This window comes from Candidatus Gastranaerophilales bacterium (assembly GCA_028693235.1).
Classification (GTDB): Bacteria; Cyanobacteriota; Vampirovibrionia; order Gastranaerophilales; family Gastranaerophilaceae; genus JAQUVW01.
The window spans coordinates 66,100-81,588 of record JAQUVW010000001.1 but is presented as its reverse complement, the minus strand read 5'-3'; the positions used below and the strand labels follow the sequence as shown (position 1 = coordinate 81,588).

Genomic DNA, 15,489 nt, shown 5'->3' with positions numbered 1-15,489 from the left:
AAATAAGCTCTTTTTTCATTTTCTCCATACTTTTCAAATTGCTTGCATCTGTATCAAGTACTTTGAGCAATTTTGAGAGAGTTTGACTGCTTTAAGTATTATCCTAGGGGAAATAAAATGAACTATTATAATAGCTCGCCGATATGGCTTAAACACTTCACCCATACTAATTTTTTCAAAATCTTGTAAAATAACAATGCACAATTGTTTCAAATTCATTCGGGAGAAATTATGAGGGTATTTTTGAGCATATTAATATCTTTTTGTATGAGCCTCACTGCTTTTGCAGGCACAGTAGCTGGCGGGGTTACAAAGCAAACCCAAAATCAAATTAAAAGCGGAAATCAAGTAATCGACGCAACTAGCGGGCAAGCCATTCCTTACGCTGTCGTTACCATTCCTCAAAAAAATTACAAAACAAAAACAAACGACGAAGGAAAATTCAAGCTCGGTACAAAAATCAACGCTCCGACAATAATGTCTGTCCAAAAAGACGGCTACAAACCTTTTTCTCTAACCTTAGATGAAAAATCAACAGGAAAACCGCTCGTTGTAGGAATAGAAAAAAGTAACCCTAAAGATATCATAATCGAGACTGATATGATTCACTTAGGAGATGATAGTTTTTCCGCTAATTCAGCAAACGCAGGAGATTTTGCAGTCCATTCAATTGGACCGTTTTACTCTAAAAGCTTCAACATAAAGCAAATGACTTTTGACGAAAACGCCTACATAGTTTTAGGTTCTGTAATAGGAATAGATACAATTATGGCTCAAGAAATCGGGCAATCGCACGTCACAACAGCTTATGCAAATCCCCCACAAGTATATTGCAACGGAAACAAAATTGCCGAAATAAAAATAAACGGCGACGGGCAGCAAATCAAAATTCCAAAATCCGTTATAAATCAAGGCAATTCAAACGACATAACAATAAAAGCAGGGAAAAACATGATGCAAACTGCTTACGTCGATTATGACGATATTGAATTTACGAACATAATTATTGAAATAAAATAATTCTATTCATTTTTAGTGCGGAAACAAAACAAAGAAAATCACTGAAAATACAGCAAAAATCCAAGTTGCAGCATTGGTTTCTTTATACCTACCCGAAAAAACTTTTACCAAAGGATAAAGAATAAAACCAGCCGCCATTCCTATTCCGATGTTATAAGAAAAAGTCATAACAGCTACTGCAAAAATTGCAGGCATATACTCTGTTACATCATCAAAATTTAAATTTGCAACCACTGATACCATCATCAACCCAACTATTAAAATAGCTGGACCATACGCAAAAGCAGGAATCATTGCAAACAAAGGTGCAAAAAACAATCCTGATAAGAACAAAATACCTGCGACAATTGCTGTCAATCCGCTTTTTCCACCATCAGCAATTCCTGTTGCGGATTCAATATAAGCTCCACTCGTAATAGAGCCGAGAAAGCTTGAAAGCATTGTTGTTATTGAATCACAAACCATCGGACGTTCAATTTGAGGCAATTTCCCTTCTTTATCAAGCAAATTAGCTTTGTAGCACAAACCAATCAAACAGCCTGTCGTATCTAAAAACACAAGTAAAAAAACAATAAAAAACACAGGTAAAAATTTCAACTGAAAAACAGACATTATATCAAGTTGCCCCAATGTTGGAATCAAACTCGGAGGCATAGACATTATTTTTGATGGCAATTGGACTTCGCCCAACATAATCCCGACAGCCGTAGATGCAAGAATTCCAATAAGGATAGCACCTTTAATCCTGCGAGCTAATAGCACTAATATCAAGGTAAAAGTCAACAACGCCAAAATAACGGTCTTTGAATGAAAATCACCGACACTTAGCGGAATTGAATCTGTTGTGAATTTTATAATCCCCGTTTCGCTTAGCCCGACAAGCAACAAAAATAATCCGAGCCCCGTTGTAAACGTAATTTTCATAGTTTCCGGCATTGAATTCACAAGCCAAGGTCTTACCTTTAACAAAGTTAAAATAAAAAATATCAAACCACTTACAAATATAGCCCCTAAAGCAGCCTGCCACGTAAACCCGAGAGCCAAAACTACTGTATAAGAAAAGAATGCCGTTTCACCAATATAAGGAGCCACCGCAAAAGGTCTGTTGGCGACAAGCCCCATCAAAACAGAGCCGAAGAACGCCACCAAAATAGTAGCAGCAAGTGTAGCTGAAAACGGAATTCCCGAAACAGAAAGAACCTTTGGTACAACAATAAAAACGTAAGCCATCGTAAAAAATGTTGTTAATCCGCCTAATATCTCGGTTTTAACGTCTGTTCCGAGTTCTTTTAATTTAAAGAATTTTTCCATCATTCACCTTTTATTTTACTAATTCATCTAACTGTTTTTTGAGTCTTTTTGTCATTATTTCTTTTGTCTTCTTGGAGCCATTAAAAACGGGTTCCAAATGTTCTGCAAGTATATCATCAATACGTTGATAATTCTCATTTGTAGGGGTAGGTTTTGCGTTATTTAACATATCAACAAATATTTTAGAATTTTTCGGCTTTAAATCAGTAGACATAAACACCTCTGAATAGGCTACATCCTTGCGTGCAGGGATAATCAACCCAGACTTTGTAAATTTTTCTATTGAATTTTTGGAAGCCAAAAATTTAACAAAAGCAGTAGCCTCTTTTTTATGTTTAGAATTTCTTGAAACAGCCCACCCCGAAGCATCTACATAAAGCTTATTAGCACGGTTGTGAGGAAACTCCACAACGTCCCAATCAAACTTAATCATCTCTCTAAATTTCGGAACCATCCATCTTCCTGAAAGATACATAGCGATTTCGCCGTTCATAAACATTTGGGCACTTGTTTTACTCGCTTTTTGAGATTTTGTGGGAATGTAGTGATATTTATTTATGAAATCTGAGTAATATTCAAGAGCGGTAATTGTTTTTTGAGAGGTAAAAATCTCTTCTTTTTTATCATCAGAAAGAACACCGCCGCCCAATGCTGCCGCATAATAAAGCCAAAACAAGGACATATCTTCATAATTTAATGAATAATAACCTTTTTGTTTTAATTGTGAGGAGATTTTAGCTAAGTCGACCATATTCATTGAAGATTTTGGGTATGGAAGATTAGCTTTATCAAAAATGTCTTTATTATAAAAAAGAACTAAATTTGAAACATCTCTCGGTACGGCATAAAGCTCACCGCCATAAGAAAAGTCATCTACTGAAACCTTAAAATAATCAGATTTGTCAATCAAATTAGAAACATCATCAAAAAGCCCCGCCTTGATATAAATAGGAGAATAAATATTGTTTATAAAAATGACATCAGGAGCAAGATTTGAAGCAAAAAGCAGATGCAGTTTTTGAAAATAATTTTGCGGAATATGCAAAAAATCAATTTTAATATGAGGATTTTCAGCCTCAAAGTCTGTTATCAAGTCATTAATAACAGCAACTTCGCTTTGAGAGCCCCAGCTTGAAAACTGAATAACAGTCTTTTGCGAAGATTGCACTTTATCACAACCTGTTAAAACAAAAGAAAAACATAAAATAATTGATATTAATATTTTTTTTAACATTTAATTAAAACTCTGTAATCACGTGCATTTCAGTCTTAGACAAAGATACCAGTGCTTTATAATTTCCAAGTCTGATTATAAAGCCTGCTTTCGTTTTACTTCTTTCGTGAAGCCTCACTTGAAGCTTCTTATTATACAAATGTTCAAATTGTTTTAATACAAAAATATTTTCGCCGATATGCCCAATCAAAGAATATTGGTCTTGATATTGAATCAAATAGAAGCCTTTATCCTTTGCTACATCAACATTTTCAAGGAGCATTGGTTCATTAGGGTCTGCTTCAATTATTTCGAATTCTTCATCAGACTCATCCAACATATATTTTGCCGTTTTATTTTCTTTTATAGGTGGGTTTTTAGCATTATTGTCGAGTTCTTCAGGCAATTGCACTGAATCATTTTCAACAATCGACTGCACTCCGATAGGAGAAATTATTGGAGAATTCGCCATAGGTTCTTGCATTTTGGGCTTTGCAATTATCGGCTCTTCTTGCTCAACGCTTGGAAAAAGAGCATCCAATTGAGCATCGAACTCACTTTTAGATTGTTTTTCTTGTGAAATTTTTTCTTCCGAAATAACAGATGAAACTTTCTTTTTCACTTTTTTTTCGGGATTTGCAAGTTGTTTTTTTATTTTCAACTTTTTATAAATTGCTCTCAATGCCACCATAAAAATAAACAACAACAATGAAATTTTCATAATCACATCAAGATAATCAGAGCCCACTTTATTTTTACCGACTTTATCAAGATTTTCAGCCCCACCTTGGTTTTGCACAACTTCATTTTCTTTGCTGCTATCATTACCTTCAATCGCCACAATATTTTCAGGTTTGACACTTTCAGGGTGAGAACTTAGCTTAATATCAGACTTTAACTCAATTCTAACAGGTTTTTTTGAATGAATTCCTACAGATAAATAGCCGTTATTGATATCTTTATCCAAATATTCATGCTTTGATACCTTCACCGAAACATCATCTTTTTTTCCCTCATAGATAATATTTACAGGCAAATCATTCAATCTCGTTTGAGGCAAAGTAACTTCATAATCAAATGCAGACTTTTTCTGCAAGCTCAAAAGTTCCTTATAATCATCGACAAAAAGTAAATTCACAACACAAACATTGTTCTGCAATGGTTTGACATTTATTTCCCTCAACGTATTTTTATATACAGAATCAGCCGCAAAAGCCTTTAGAGCCAATGCAAAAACCATTACTATGAACAAAATTAATATATTTTTTTTCATCGATTACTGCTTTATATTCTTCTTCATTTTATCATCTAAATATTTTTTTGAAATTATATAAACGGAGTAGAGATACTCAAATATTAAGATTAAGAAACATGACTTTAAAGTTTTTTTTGTTTATATTACAATTCTAATGTAGCTTCGCCAGTACGATAGGTAATGAGCAAGGTCTTTTAAAAGCAGTATGTTTTACGAAACATCTCCCTCAACACTTAGTCTCGCAAGAGATGGGAAAGCCAAGCCACACGTTTAGAAAACAAAAGGAGAAGAAAGATGCCAGTAGCATCAATGATTGAATTACTCGACGCAGGTGTACACTTTGGTCACCAAACACAACGTTGGAACCCTAAAATGAAACCATATATCTATGGTGCAAGAAACGGGATTTATGTTTTAGATTTAAGAAAAACAACTGCTAAACTTGATGAAGCTTACGCTATTGTTAGAGAATATGCCGCTAAAGGTAAAAACGTACTTTTCGTAGGTACTAAAAAACAAGCCGCTGAAGTAGTTGCAGAAGAAGCTCTCAGAGCTAACTCTTACTACATCAACAGAAGATGGCTCGGCGGTATGCTTACAAACTTTGAAACCATTAGAGGCAGAGTAAACAAACTTAGAGAAATGGAAAGCTTCATTGAATCAGGTCACACTGAAAGACTTCCTAAAAAAGAAGTTGCCCAAATGAGCAGAAAATTAGCTAAATTAACTAAGACTCTAGGCGGTATTAAAGAAATGCGTGGAATGCCTGATCTTCTATTCGTTGTCGACCAAAAGAAAGAAGATATCGCTATTGCTGAAGCTAACAAACTTGGTATCCCTGTTATTTGTTTAGCTGATACAAATGCTAACCCTGATGGCATCGATTACATCATTCCTGGTAATGATGACGCTATCCGTTCTATCAAATTAATTACTTCAAAATTGGCTGACGCCGTTCTTGAAGGTAAACAATTAAGAGAAAATAAAGCTAATCAAAACGCTAAAGTTGAAGCTGTTAAAGCTGAAGATGCAGGCGTTGCCGAAGAAACTAATGAAGAAAAAACAACTACTCAAGAAGTAGCTGCTGAATAGTTTATTTTTTTAATTTACACTTAAATATTTACATGAGATTTTCACACCGTGGAAATCTCATGTCCACAATAAGAAAGGATATTTTGATGAGTATAACAGCTGGACAAGTTAAAGAATTGAGAGAAAAAACAGGTGCCGGCATCATGGATGCTAAAAAAGCCTTGGTTGAAACCGATGGTGATATGGAAAAAGCAGTAGAAATCCTTAGACAAAAAGGTGTAGCTTCTGCAGACAAAAAAATGTCAAGAATTGCTGCTGAAGGCGTTATCGCTTCTGCAATCGTCGACAATGTAGGTGCTATGCTTGAAATCAACTGCGAAACTGACTTCGTTGCTAAAAATGAAGAATTTAAACAATTAGCTAACGACATAGCAAAATTGGTCGTTACTGCTAATCCTGCTGATATCGACGCTTTGAGCGAAGTTCAAACCGCTGAAGGTATGAGCGTTGCAGAATTAATTAAAGAAAAAATCGCAAAAATCGGCGAAAAAATCACTTTGAGAAGATTTGTAAGATACGAAGGAAACATAGGAACATATATCCATAACGGCAAAATCGGTGTGCTTTTGAACACATCTGCTCCCGATGAAGCTCTTGAAAAAGATATCTGCTTACATATAGCAAGCTCCGCTCCTGAATTCGTTTCAAGAGCTCAAATTCCTCAAGATGTTATCGACGAAGAAACAAGAATAGAAATGGGTAAAGAAGACTTAGCTAAAAAACCTGAACAAATCAGAGCTAAAATCGTTGAAGGACGTGTAAACAAACTTATGTCTCACAAATGTCTTCTTGAACAACCATTCGTTAAAAATCCTGACGAAACTATCGCTGACTTGGTAAACGGCAAATTTGAAATCTCTGCTTTCACTCGCTGGAACCTTGGCGAAGGTCTTGAAAAAAGAAACGATAATTTCGCTGAAGAAGTTATGAATCAAGTTAAAGGCTAATTTTAACTTTATTTGATTTATATTTTAAACTCTACAAAAGGTGGCTTTTTAAGTCGCCTTTTTGTTTTAATATGTTATAATCGGGGTATGAAAATTTCCTTTACATTTTTGTTTTTATTAATCCTCTGTGCTTTTGCACTTGGACTTTTGCTTCGCAAATATTTAATTTTAAGAAGAAAAAATAATATTGTCCAAAAGGATTTTCAAAAACTTACCCATACATTGCAAAAAGTACGGTATGGTCAACTTGCATTAAAGTCAAAAGATTTGTCGAATAAGCCGCTACAAAAATCCGTAAATCGTTTGATTGAAACTTTATTTGACAGAGAAGCTATGATTTTAGAATATCAAAAAAGTCTTTCTGAAAAGAACAACTCGCTTGAAAAAATGATAGAGCTAGAAAAAGAATCTCAAAAATTTAAAGAAGATTTTATCGCAACTTTGACTCACGATTTAAAAACACCAATTATAGCTGAACTTAACTCTCTCGAAATTCTTTTGTCTGAACGACTTGGACCATTGAATGAAAAACAAAAACATGCCTTATCCCTTATGAAAAGCTCCAACGAAGAACTTATCGAAATGTCTGAGATATTGCTAGAAACATACAAACTACAACAAACAGCACTTGTTTTAAAAAAACAAAAGTCGCAAATTGTCGACTTTATTGAAAATATAATTGAAGAAATGCAACCTATTGCTATAAATAACGGAATGAACATAATCTTTGATACCGACTTTGACGAAGAAATCAACATCGATAGATTTCAACTAAAACGAGCAGTCAAGAATTTGCTTTTGAACGCAATTTCTTTTAGCCAAAAAGGCTCCGTTATTCAAGTAAAATTAATAAATTCTGATGATAAAATATCAATAAATATAACAAATCAAGGAGAAAGTATCTCTAAAGAAGATTTAGAGATGATTTTCAAAAAATATTATTCAGGTGCAAAAAAATACCGCAAACTCGGGACCGGATTGGGACTCTACCTAGCAAATCAAATTGCGATTGCACATAAAGGTGCCATCGACGTAATTAGTGCCGATGGCGAAACAACCTTTACTGTAATGTTGCCGAAATCTTAAATATTACCTGTAGAGCTGTTTTTATCATCTTCAAGCTGTTTGATATCAACATTTTCTTCAGTTTCTTCAGTATATTTATAAGGCGTGTCAATATTGATATTAACATCGACATCAACCATTTCGATTTCGTCTTTTTTGTATTCTTTGATTTTTCCGTCTTCAAGTTTAACAGACAATTTGTCATTTAAAATTTGAAGCGAACAAACGCACCCGACCCCATCAGGAGTCATAACACCAGAGCCAACAGGACACATTTTTTTAGCAGCTTCAATGTAATTCGGATATTCGTAGTTTAAACAACATAGCAATCTTCCGCAAGTTCCTGAAATTTTTCCGGGAGTTATTGGCATACCTTGGTCACGAGCCAATTTAATATTTATAGATTCAAATTGACGTTTAAAAGAGCAACAGCAAAAGGGTCGCCCACATAGTCCGTTACCTTGACACAATGAGGTTTCATCTCTAACCCCGATATGTCTGAGGTCAATACGAACTCTCTTAAAGACTTGGGTTAAATCTTTCAACAATCCTCTAAAATCAACTCTTTCAGGGGCTGTATAATAGAATGAAACTTTTTTTCTATCAAATGTATATTTACATTTAATCAAATTCATAACAAGTTTATGCTGTTTTATAAGTTCATTGCAGCTTTTGTAACCTTCTTCTTCCATTGCTTCAAGCTCTTTTAAGGATTCTAAATCCTTATCATTTAGAACTCTAATCAAATGAAGTTCTTCGGGTTTATTTTTTTTCCAAATTTCTGCAACACCGGGAGGCACAGCTATTGCCTTAGCAACTTCTTCACCCTTTTCGGTTCTTATCAATATCATCTGGTTTTGTTCTACATGAACAGACTCAGGCACAACCAGTGGATAGAATTTATTTTTTAACAGTTTAACTGCAAATTGCGTCATTTTTCTTTACCTCATTGGAAATATTATATCATATATTTTTTATTATTGTTTACTCAAAGCTTTAGAAGACTAAAAATAAATCTTAAAATTAAGGCAATTTTTGCAACTCAAAATACTTTATATATATGTAGGTAAGGTATTTTTATGGGGTAGTTACATGAATCCGCAATTATTGAAATTTATCATCAAGAATAATCTTGAAGAATCAAAAGCCATTGAAGGCAAAAAAGAACCTAAAGAAATCAAGCTCGGTACAAAAATGACTGCATTTTCAAAACTTGCATCAGTGCCGGTCAAGATACAAGAATAGGTTAAGTGTACCAATTAGATAGAGGAATTTTTTTACGTCTGAATTGACGGACATTTATGTAAACACTCAAAGTGACTTCTTGTTCACTTTGAGATTGGTTATGCAATCCATTAAAAAACCGACTTAAAAAGTCGGTTTTAACAAGTATAATTATAGATTACTAATCAATCATTGCATTGATTTCATCAACCATCTTTTGTGGGTCGATACCATGAACTTTAGCACCAGCTTCTAAATTTTCAAATTTTGCAGCGGCACAACCGATACAGCCCATACCATATTTAGCAAAAACTTCAAGTGATTCTGGGTGAGCTTGAACGATATCAATAATGCTCATTTCTTTTGTAACTTTTTCCATTCGGATATCCTTTCATTTTATTGATTTTTTGATTATTTTCATTAAGTTTATTATATAACAAATAATTCAGAAAGTTTAATATGCAATTTTTTGAAAAAATCCTAAACGACGAAACCTTCATCGGACTAAGCACAATGGGACTCAAAACTGCAAAATTAAATAAACTTTATAAAAACAGGTACAGTCCTCTGCTTTTCAAAATTGACTATAAAAAGCCCTTTAAAAGTACCTTATTTCTTATTGATCAGATTCTGTGTCTTTGTTAATCAATTTTTCAAAATCAGAAGGTTTAATGCTCTGAATAAAATCTCTAAATTCTTGAGCTTCTTCTTCATCTTTTGCAGCATCACAAGAAACAGACCCGTCCGCCAAAACCTTTGCTGTAACGAAAATAGGGGCATCAACTCTAATCGCAAGAGCAATTGCATCAGATGGTCTTGAGTCAATTTCAACGACTTTTCCTTCGTTATTTTCTATAAAAATAGTTGCGAAATAAGTTTCTTTATCGACATCATTAATTTCGATTTTTTCTATTGAAAACCCTGTTTGCTTGATTACATCGACAATCAAATCATGTGTCATCGGACGTGTCACATTCAGATTTTCAATTTTTCTGATAATTGCACTTGCTTCAGCTGAACCAATCCAAATCGGAAGAGCTTTCCTATTATCTTTATCGTGAAGAACAACTATTGGTGACCCGGAACGAGTATCGATAGCTATTCCCATAACTTTCATTTCTATCATTTGTTTAAGCCTTTCTGATTTTATTATAGCCTAAAGTGCTAGATACAATCAATTTATCATTGAAGCTTTGTTAAAATTTCGCACCCGTCATCTATAACGAGTATAGAATGTTCAAAATGGGCTGAAGCCTTGCCGTCGTTAGTCATAACAGACCACCCATCATCTAGTTGATGAACGTCATCACAACCTAAATTTAACATCGGTTCAATAGCGAGCGTCATTCCGGATTTGATAACAAATTTATTTCCTACTCGATAGTTATAAATAAAAGGTTCTTCATGCATTGAATGACCAACGCCGTGTCCACCGTATTGACGAACAATACCGAGATTATATTTATTAGCAACGTCCTCAATCGCACCGCCGACAACATCTAATGTAACGCCATCTTTTACAACACTTAATCCTGCAAAAAGTGACTCTTCTGTAGCTTTCATCAACCTTTTTTTATCATCGTCAATTTCACCGACAGCATAAGACCAAGCACTATCTCCGACAAGTCCCCTAAAAGTAGCACCAACGTCAATAGCAATAATATCGCCGTCTTTAATTATGGTATCCTTAGAAGGGATTCCATGAACTACTTTATCGTTGATGGAAGCACAAATACATCCCTCAAAGCCATTGTAACCCAAGAATGTCGGCTCACATTTATTATCTTTTATAACCTGCATAGCAATATCATCAAGATACTTTGTACTTACACCCGGTTTTACTACCTTTTTCATTTCTTGATGAACCATTGCAACAACTGAGCCTGCAATTTTCATCAATTTAATTTCTTCACGAGATTTTTTGTGTACTGACATTATTTTATCGCTTCTTTCAATTTTGTATAAACTTCATCAATTGAGCCTTGAGCATCTAATCTGATAAGTTCGCCTCTTTTTTCATAAAAATCTACCAAAGGAGCAGTTTGTTTGAAATACGTATCAAATCTTGCTTTAGCGATTTCTTCCGTATCATCTGCTCTTTGAACCAAATCGGCTCCACATGCCTGACATTTATTGATATCTTTCATCTTCATAGTTTTAATATTGAAAATAGCTCCACATTTTGGACAAGAACGTCTGTTTACAATTCTTTCAACTAAGTTATCAATAGGGATATCAAAATATATAACTTTGAGTTTTGAGCCCTTTTCCAATATAGAATCTAAAGCTTCAGCTTGCTCAAGGCTTCTTGGATAACCGTCTAAAATAAAGCCTTTTTCGCAATCCTTCTGAGCCAATCTTTCTTGAATTATTTTTGCGACAAGCTCAGTTGGTACAAGATTACCTTTTTCAATAAAGCTATTTGCAATTTTGCCCATTTCAGAACCCGATTTTATGGCACTACGCAACAAAGAGCCAGTATCAACGTGAGGAAGACCTGTTTCTGCAGCCAATTTCTCAGTTTGAGTACCCTTTCCGCTGGCAGGAGGTCCGACAAAGACTAATTCCTTTTTCATAGACAAATCCTTTTTAATGTAACATTCAGGATAATTATACCACTTGAACGAAAAAAAGGTAAATGCTTATGACATTTACCTTATAATTTTGTTTTTATGTCTTTACTCTTTTAAAAAACTTTCATAATTTCTTGCAAGTAAATGGGTTTTTATTTGATTGATAAAATCAAGAGCAACCCCAACCATGATGATTAAAGATGTAGCTCCCAGCCCTTGCAAAGTTGTGATATTGGTAATATTGCTGGCTAAAGACGGTATTAAAGCAATAACACCTAATCCAACAGCACCAATAAATGTAACCCTGCTAAGAATTTTATCCAACGCTTCACAAGTAGGTCTGCCAGGTTTTATACCTGGAATTGATGAGCCATACTTTTTCAAATTATTTGCAATTTCTTTTGGTTGCATATTAGGCATAATAGACGCATAAAAGAAAGTTAAAGCAACAATCATAAAGAAGTATATTGCATTGTAAGTCCAGCCTGATGGATTGAATAACATTGAAAGTTTTGTAATAACATCACTCAAAACGCCGTTCGGTAAATTAGCCTGCCCTACTATATTCAACACAGTAGTAGGGAATAACAAAATCGCTACTGCAAAGATGATAGGCATAACACCTCCAGGATTAAGTTTGAAGGGGATAAACGTATTCATTCCGCCATAGACCTTATTTCCGACTTGTCTTCTCGGATTTACAATAATAACTTTTCTCGCAGCTTCGTGCATTATGACAATCAAAACCATTGTCGCAAAGAAAATCGCAAGCAAAACAACTAATCCAAGTTGTAATGCAGGATTATCTGAAACAATTTGTCCTGTACGTTCAGCATAGACTGGGATTCTTGAAATGATACCGCAGAAAATCAACATTGAAGCACCGTTTCCGATACCTTTTTCTGTCATTAATTCTGCAAGCCACATTACAAAAACAGAACCACCTGTCAAAATTATAGTTGAGCCAATCAAAAACATAGTATGATTTACTTCAGGCATAATGGCAGCCGATGCAGTTCTTGTTAAAAACAACAAAAACACAACAGATTGAACTGCCGCAATAATAACGGTAAACAATCTAGTGTACTGTGACAACTTGCGTCTGCCAGCTTCACCTTCTTCTTTTTGCAACTGCTCCAACTGAGGAATAACAACAGTCAAAAGCTGCATTATGATTGAAGATGTGATATAAGGTCCTATGCCCAAAGCAATTATTGATAAATTACCTAAGGCACCACCTGAAAACATATCTAAAAACCCGATAATGTTTTGATCTCTAGCCAAAGCTGAGAACAACTCATTATTTATACCAAATAAAGGAAGTTGTATGCACAAACGGAAAACAGCAATCATTACCAAAGTAAAAATTAATTTTTCTTTTATGCCCGATACCTTAAACATAGATACCAATTCATCCATTGATGGTGGTTTTATCTTTTGTTGTTGCATTATACTAACTGAGCCTTTCCGCCTGCTTTTTCGATTTTTTCTTTAGCTGAAGCTGTAAAATATCTAGCTGATACAGTAACAGCTTTAGTCAAATCGCCACAACCAAGAACTCTCAATTCTTCTGTTGAAGAATGAGCTTTGCCCATTTCTTTCAAAACCTCAAGTGTAATTTCATCTTTACCAAGAGTTTCGAAGTCACAAACATTAATTTCAGCGTATTTAATAGCGTTGAAGTTAGTAAAGCCTTTCAATTTAGGCATTTGTCTGTAACCCGGCATTTGTCCGCCTTCAAATCCTCTTTTTGAGCTTCTGCCTGATCTTTGACCTTCGCCGTTATTACCGCGACAAGAAGTTTTTCCGTGTCCTGAAGCTCTGCCTCTGCCTACTCTTTTAGTTTTAGAAGTAGCACCGTCAGCAGGTCTTAAATCTTCTAGAGTTATTCTTTCTGACATTTTATAATTACCTTTCTTATATATTTTTGTTGTTATTTAACTATTTGAACCAAGTGAGGAATAGCATTAACCATACCCAAAATTGTTGGAGATGCGTAATGTTCAACCACTTGATTTGTTTTAGACAAGCCTAAACCTTTAGCAACACTAATTTGTTTTTTAGTGGAACCGATTAAGCTTTTTACCAATTTAATTTGAATTTTTTCTGTTTTATTAGCCATTGTTTATATTTCCTTTTAGTTAAGCATTTCTTTTACTGTGATACCACGTTTTTTAGCAACATCTGAGAAGTTTCTCAAGTTCTTTAGAGCTTCCATTGTAGCATTTGCAGCGTTCAATGGAGATTTTGAGCCTAAAGATTTACTCAAGATATTTTCGATACCTGCAAGTTCAAGAACTGCACGAACAGCACCACCTGCGATAACACCTGTACCTTGTGAAGCAGGTCTTAGCATAACGCTACCAGCACCTGAATCGCCTGTAATCGGATGAGGAATTGTGGTTTTAAAGATAGGAACTGATACAAGATTTTTTCTTCCGTCAGCTACTGCTTTTTGGATAGCGATAATTACTTCAGCTGCTTTAGCACAACCTACGCCTACTTGACCTTTTTTATTACCGACAATTACGATAGCTCTAAAACTTAATTTTTTACCACCTTTTACAACTTTAGTAACTCTGCTGATTTGGATAACTTGTTCTTTCCATTCTGATTGCGGAGCTTCTTCTTTAGTTTCAATTTTTCTTTTTTTAGATCTTACTTTTGTTTCTTTAGTTTCTTCCACTTTGAATTACCTTTCATCTAGTAACTTTAATATTTTTGTAATAAAAAAAACATACCTCAATCGGGCTATTGATTTACATCAATTTGCTAGAGCATGTTTCTTATGGAGTTTTAAATTTTCTGACCTTATTATCATATAATATAAAAAATATTATGCAATAGGCTCAAAAGTTATAGAATAACAATCTTTACATAGAAAAAAAGTAGCAACATCCTTACTAATCTTCAATAACCTCAGCGGGTGTGTCGCCTTCTTTTGTGTTGTATTTCAATTTTAAATAGTTAGTTTCTTCCCATCTCAAATCGACATATTTTACCTTATTTTGGAAAGATTTAACCTCCGGCAAAATTGAACTGATTGACTGAATTCTTTTAAATACTGAATAATCCAAATCACCCAATCGCAATTTCGCACTAGGTATTTGAACATAAACATCTCGAGGATTACGCATGTCTATATATAGAACTTTTTCCTTTGAATAAGCAGTTACTGATTTTGACAATTTATCCAATAATTTTATTTTAGCCAAATCCCAATGACGATAATCATCTCCACGAGTTCCATAGGTTAAAACGAGCGTTGTATTGTATGATTTACGCAAAGGAAGATATTCTCTGCCAATGAGTTTACCTTCTTCTGTAAAAAATGCAATCGGAGGAACTTTTTCTTTAGGCGAAATTATCAAAAGCGGCTTACGCTCATCGACAATAACAGTAAACCTTCCGGGCATCCAAAACCTACGGATATAAACACGTTTTATCGTATCTATTTTCATGACTTCTTTTGCCATCTTGGCGGTATCAATTACATATACGGGGTGATTTTCAATAGGGATTTTTCTCAACGCATCGAGAATTTTATAATCTGGCGTAATTTCATTACCTACAATCTTCAAATACTGATTTTGAGGTGAATTAAATGCAGCTTTGTTGACATACCAATAATGACATTTTACCAAACGGTATGTAAAAAATATCAAGCACAAAACAATCAAAAAACGCACAATTGCAAAAATTCTGCGAACTTTAAGCTGAGTGCGACGCACCTCACGTTGCATTTGATTAGCTTTTATTCTGCGTTGTATTGAATCGTTTTGTTCCATC

Annotated in this window: 18 protein-coding genes; 5 read left to right on the top strand and 13 right to left on the bottom strand. The window is 34.5% G+C overall.

Going from position 1 to position 15,489, the window contains the following annotated elements; translation table 11 throughout:
- Nucleotides 1–243 precede the first annotated feature (243 nt).
- Nucleotides 244–1,020, top strand: coding sequence for a hypothetical protein (locus PHV37_00410; protein ID MDD3236541.1), 777 nt, complete (start codon nucleotides 244–246; stop codon nucleotides 1,018–1,020).
- 12 nt (nucleotides 1,021–1,032) lie between these two features.
- Here the strand turns inward: PHV37_00410 and PHV37_00405 are convergent, their stop codons facing one another.
- Genes PHV37_00405 through PHV37_00395 form a run of 3 tightly spaced genes read right to left on the bottom strand, consistent with a single transcriptional unit; the run spans nucleotide 1,033 to nucleotide 4,817 of the window.
- A complete protein-coding gene (locus tag PHV37_00405; GenBank protein MDD3236540.1) occupies nucleotides 1,033–2,334 on the bottom strand; it encodes an NCS2 family permease in 1,302 nt (433 codons plus the stop codon).
- A gap of 7 nt (nucleotides 2,335–2,341) precedes the next feature.
- Entirely contained in the window at nucleotides 2,342–3,565 is a 1,224-nt protein-coding gene (locus PHV37_00400) for a sugar ABC transporter substrate-binding protein (protein ID MDD3236539.1), read from the bottom strand.
- Between the two features lie 4 nt (nucleotides 3,566–3,569).
- Nucleotides 3,570–4,817 (bottom strand): hypothetical protein, encoded by a 1,248-nt coding sequence (locus tag PHV37_00395; protein ID MDD3236538.1) that lies wholly within the window; start codon nucleotides 4,815–4,817, stop codon nucleotides 3,570–3,572.
- Between the two features lie 276 nt (nucleotides 4,818–5,093).
- On the opposite strand from PHV37_00395, the gene rpsB reads away from it, so the two are divergent.
- The 3 genes from rpsB to PHV37_00380 all read left to right on the top strand — a co-directional run bounded on the left by rpsB (nucleotide 5,094) and on the right by PHV37_00380 (nucleotide 7,924).
- On the top strand, nucleotides 5,094–5,891 hold the full coding sequence (rpsB, locus tag PHV37_00390; protein ID MDD3236537.1) for a 30S ribosomal protein S2: 798 nt from the start codon (nucleotides 5,094–5,096) through the stop codon (nucleotides 5,889–5,891).
- Nucleotides 5,892–5,977: 86 nt separating this feature from the next.
- Complete coding sequence (gene tsf / locus PHV37_00385; protein MDD3236536.1) at nucleotides 5,978–6,838, top strand: translation elongation factor Ts; 861 nt, start codon at nucleotides 5,978–5,980, stop codon at nucleotides 6,836–6,838.
- An 87-nt stretch (nucleotides 6,839–6,925) separates the two neighbouring features.
- Nucleotides 6,926–7,924 (top strand): HAMP domain-containing sensor histidine kinase, encoded by a 999-nt coding sequence (locus tag PHV37_00380; GenBank protein MDD3236535.1) that lies wholly within the window; start codon nucleotides 6,926–6,928, stop codon nucleotides 7,922–7,924.
- Here the strand turns inward: PHV37_00380 and ricT are convergent.
- A complete protein-coding gene (gene ricT, locus PHV37_00375) occupies nucleotides 7,921–8,838 on the bottom strand; it encodes a regulatory iron-sulfur-containing complex subunit RicT (GenBank protein MDD3236534.1) in 918 nt (305 codons plus the stop codon). The two genes, PHV37_00380 and ricT, sit on opposite strands and share 4 nt — an antisense overlap.
- Nucleotides 8,839–8,995: 157 nt before the next feature.
- Between ricT and PHV37_00370 the strand changes: the two genes are divergently transcribed.
- Entirely contained in the window at nucleotides 8,996–9,148 is a 153-nt protein-coding gene (locus PHV37_00370; protein ID MDD3236533.1) for a hypothetical protein, read from the top strand.
- Between the two features lie 160 nt (nucleotides 9,149–9,308).
- On the opposite strand, the gene PHV37_00365 is transcribed toward PHV37_00370, so the two are convergent.
- From PHV37_00365 to PHV37_00325, 9 genes are all read right to left on the bottom strand, one after another.
- Nucleotides 9,309–9,506, bottom strand: coding sequence for a DUF1858 domain-containing protein (locus PHV37_00365; GenBank protein ID MDD3236532.1), 198 nt, complete (start codon nucleotides 9,504–9,506; stop codon nucleotides 9,309–9,311).
- 237 nt (nucleotides 9,507–9,743) lie between these two features.
- A complete protein-coding gene (locus PHV37_00360) occupies nucleotides 9,744–10,253 on the bottom strand; it encodes a bifunctional nuclease family protein (GenBank protein ID MDD3236531.1) in 510 nt (169 codons plus the stop codon).
- 56 nt (nucleotides 10,254–10,309) lie between these two features.
- Nucleotides 10,310–11,062, bottom strand: a complete 753-nt coding sequence (gene map, locus PHV37_00355; protein ID MDD3236530.1) for a type I methionyl aminopeptidase — start codon at nucleotides 11,060–11,062, stop codon at nucleotides 10,310–10,312.
- A complete protein-coding gene (locus tag PHV37_00350; protein ID MDD3236529.1) occupies nucleotides 11,062–11,703 on the bottom strand; it encodes an adenylate kinase in 642 nt (213 codons plus the stop codon). Before PHV37_00350 ends, map begins: the two co-directional genes overlap by 1 nt.
- 102 nt (nucleotides 11,704–11,805) lie before the next feature.
- Nucleotides 11,806–13,149, bottom strand: coding sequence for a preprotein translocase subunit SecY (secY, locus tag PHV37_00345; GenBank protein MDD3236528.1), 1,344 nt, complete (start codon nucleotides 13,147–13,149; stop codon nucleotides 11,806–11,808).
- Nucleotides 13,149–13,601 carry a 50S ribosomal protein L15 gene (rplO, locus tag PHV37_00340; GenBank protein ID MDD3236527.1) on the bottom strand — a complete coding sequence of 151 codons (453 nt, stop codon included), beginning with the start codon at nucleotides 13,599–13,601 and terminating at the stop codon, nucleotides 13,149–13,151. The genes secY and rplO overlap by 1 nt, the downstream gene beginning before the upstream one ends.
- Before the next feature lie 32 nt (nucleotides 13,602–13,633).
- The gene (gene rpmD / locus PHV37_00335; GenBank protein MDD3236526.1) at nucleotides 13,634–13,822 is read right to left on the bottom strand and encodes a 50S ribosomal protein L30; all 189 of its coding nucleotides are present in this window, start codon (nucleotides 13,820–13,822) and stop codon (nucleotides 13,634–13,636) included.
- A 15-nt stretch (nucleotides 13,823–13,837) separates the two neighbouring features.
- Nucleotides 13,838–14,341 (bottom strand): 30S ribosomal protein S5, encoded by a 504-nt coding sequence (gene rpsE, locus PHV37_00330; GenBank protein MDD3236525.1) that lies wholly within the window; start codon nucleotides 14,339–14,341, stop codon nucleotides 13,838–13,840.
- Between the two features lie 262 nt (nucleotides 14,342–14,603).
- Nucleotides 14,604–15,488 (bottom strand): FtsQ-type POTRA domain-containing protein, encoded by an 885-nt coding sequence (locus PHV37_00325; protein MDD3236524.1) that lies wholly within the window; start codon nucleotides 15,486–15,488, stop codon nucleotides 14,604–14,606.
- Between the last annotated feature and the right edge of the window lies 1 nt (nucleotide 15,489).

Bases quoted from the DNA above. Each gene is read 5' to 3' on its own strand.
- PHV37_00405 (MDD3236540.1), bottom strand. From the start codon at position 2,334: ATGATGGAAAAATTCTTTAAATTAAAAGAACTCGGAACAGACGTTAAA.
- PHV37_00400 (MDD3236539.1), bottom strand. From the start codon at position 3,565: ATGTTAAAAAAAATATTAATATCAATTATTTTATGTTTTTCTTTTGTT.
- PHV37_00395 (MDD3236538.1), bottom strand. From the start codon at position 4,817: ATGAAAAAAAATATATTAATTTTGTTCATAGTAATGGTTTTTGCATTG.
- rpsB (MDD3236537.1), top strand. From the start codon at position 5,094: ATGCCAGTAGCATCAATGATTGAATTACTCGACGCAGGTGTACACTTT.
- tsf (MDD3236536.1), top strand. From the start codon at position 5,978: ATGAGTATAACAGCTGGACAAGTTAAAGAATTGAGAGAAAAAACAGGT.
- PHV37_00380 (MDD3236535.1), top strand. From the start codon at position 6,926: ATGAAAATTTCCTTTACATTTTTGTTTTTATTAATCCTCTGTGCTTTT.
- ricT (MDD3236534.1), bottom strand. From the start codon at position 8,838: ATGACGCAATTTGCAGTTAAACTGTTAAAAAATAAATTCTATCCACTG.
- PHV37_00370 (MDD3236533.1), top strand. From the start codon at position 8,996: ATGAATCCGCAATTATTGAAATTTATCATCAAGAATAATCTTGAAGAA.
- PHV37_00365 (MDD3236532.1), bottom strand. From the start codon at position 9,506: ATGGAAAAAGTTACAAAAGAAATGAGCATTATTGATATCGTTCAAGCT.
- PHV37_00360 (MDD3236531.1), bottom strand. From the start codon at position 10,253: ATGATAGAAATGAAAGTTATGGGAATAGCTATCGATACTCGTTCCGGG.
- map (MDD3236530.1), bottom strand. From the start codon at position 11,062: ATGTCAGTACACAAAAAATCTCGTGAAGAAATTAAATTGATGAAAATT.
- PHV37_00350 (MDD3236529.1), bottom strand. From the start codon at position 11,703: ATGAAAAAGGAATTAGTCTTTGTCGGACCTCCTGCCAGCGGAAAGGGT.
- secY (MDD3236528.1), bottom strand. From the start codon at position 13,149: ATGCAACAACAAAAGATAAAACCACCATCAATGGATGAATTGGTATCT.
- rplO (MDD3236527.1), bottom strand. From the start codon at position 13,601: ATGTCAGAAAGAATAACTCTAGAAGATTTAAGACCTGCTGACGGTGCT.
- rpmD (MDD3236526.1), bottom strand. From the start codon at position 13,822: ATGGCTAATAAAACAGAAAAAATTCAAATTAAATTGGTAAAAAGCTTA.
- PHV37_00325 (MDD3236524.1), bottom strand. From the start codon at position 15,488: ATGGAACAAAACGATTCAATACAACGCAGAATAAAAGCTAATCAAATG.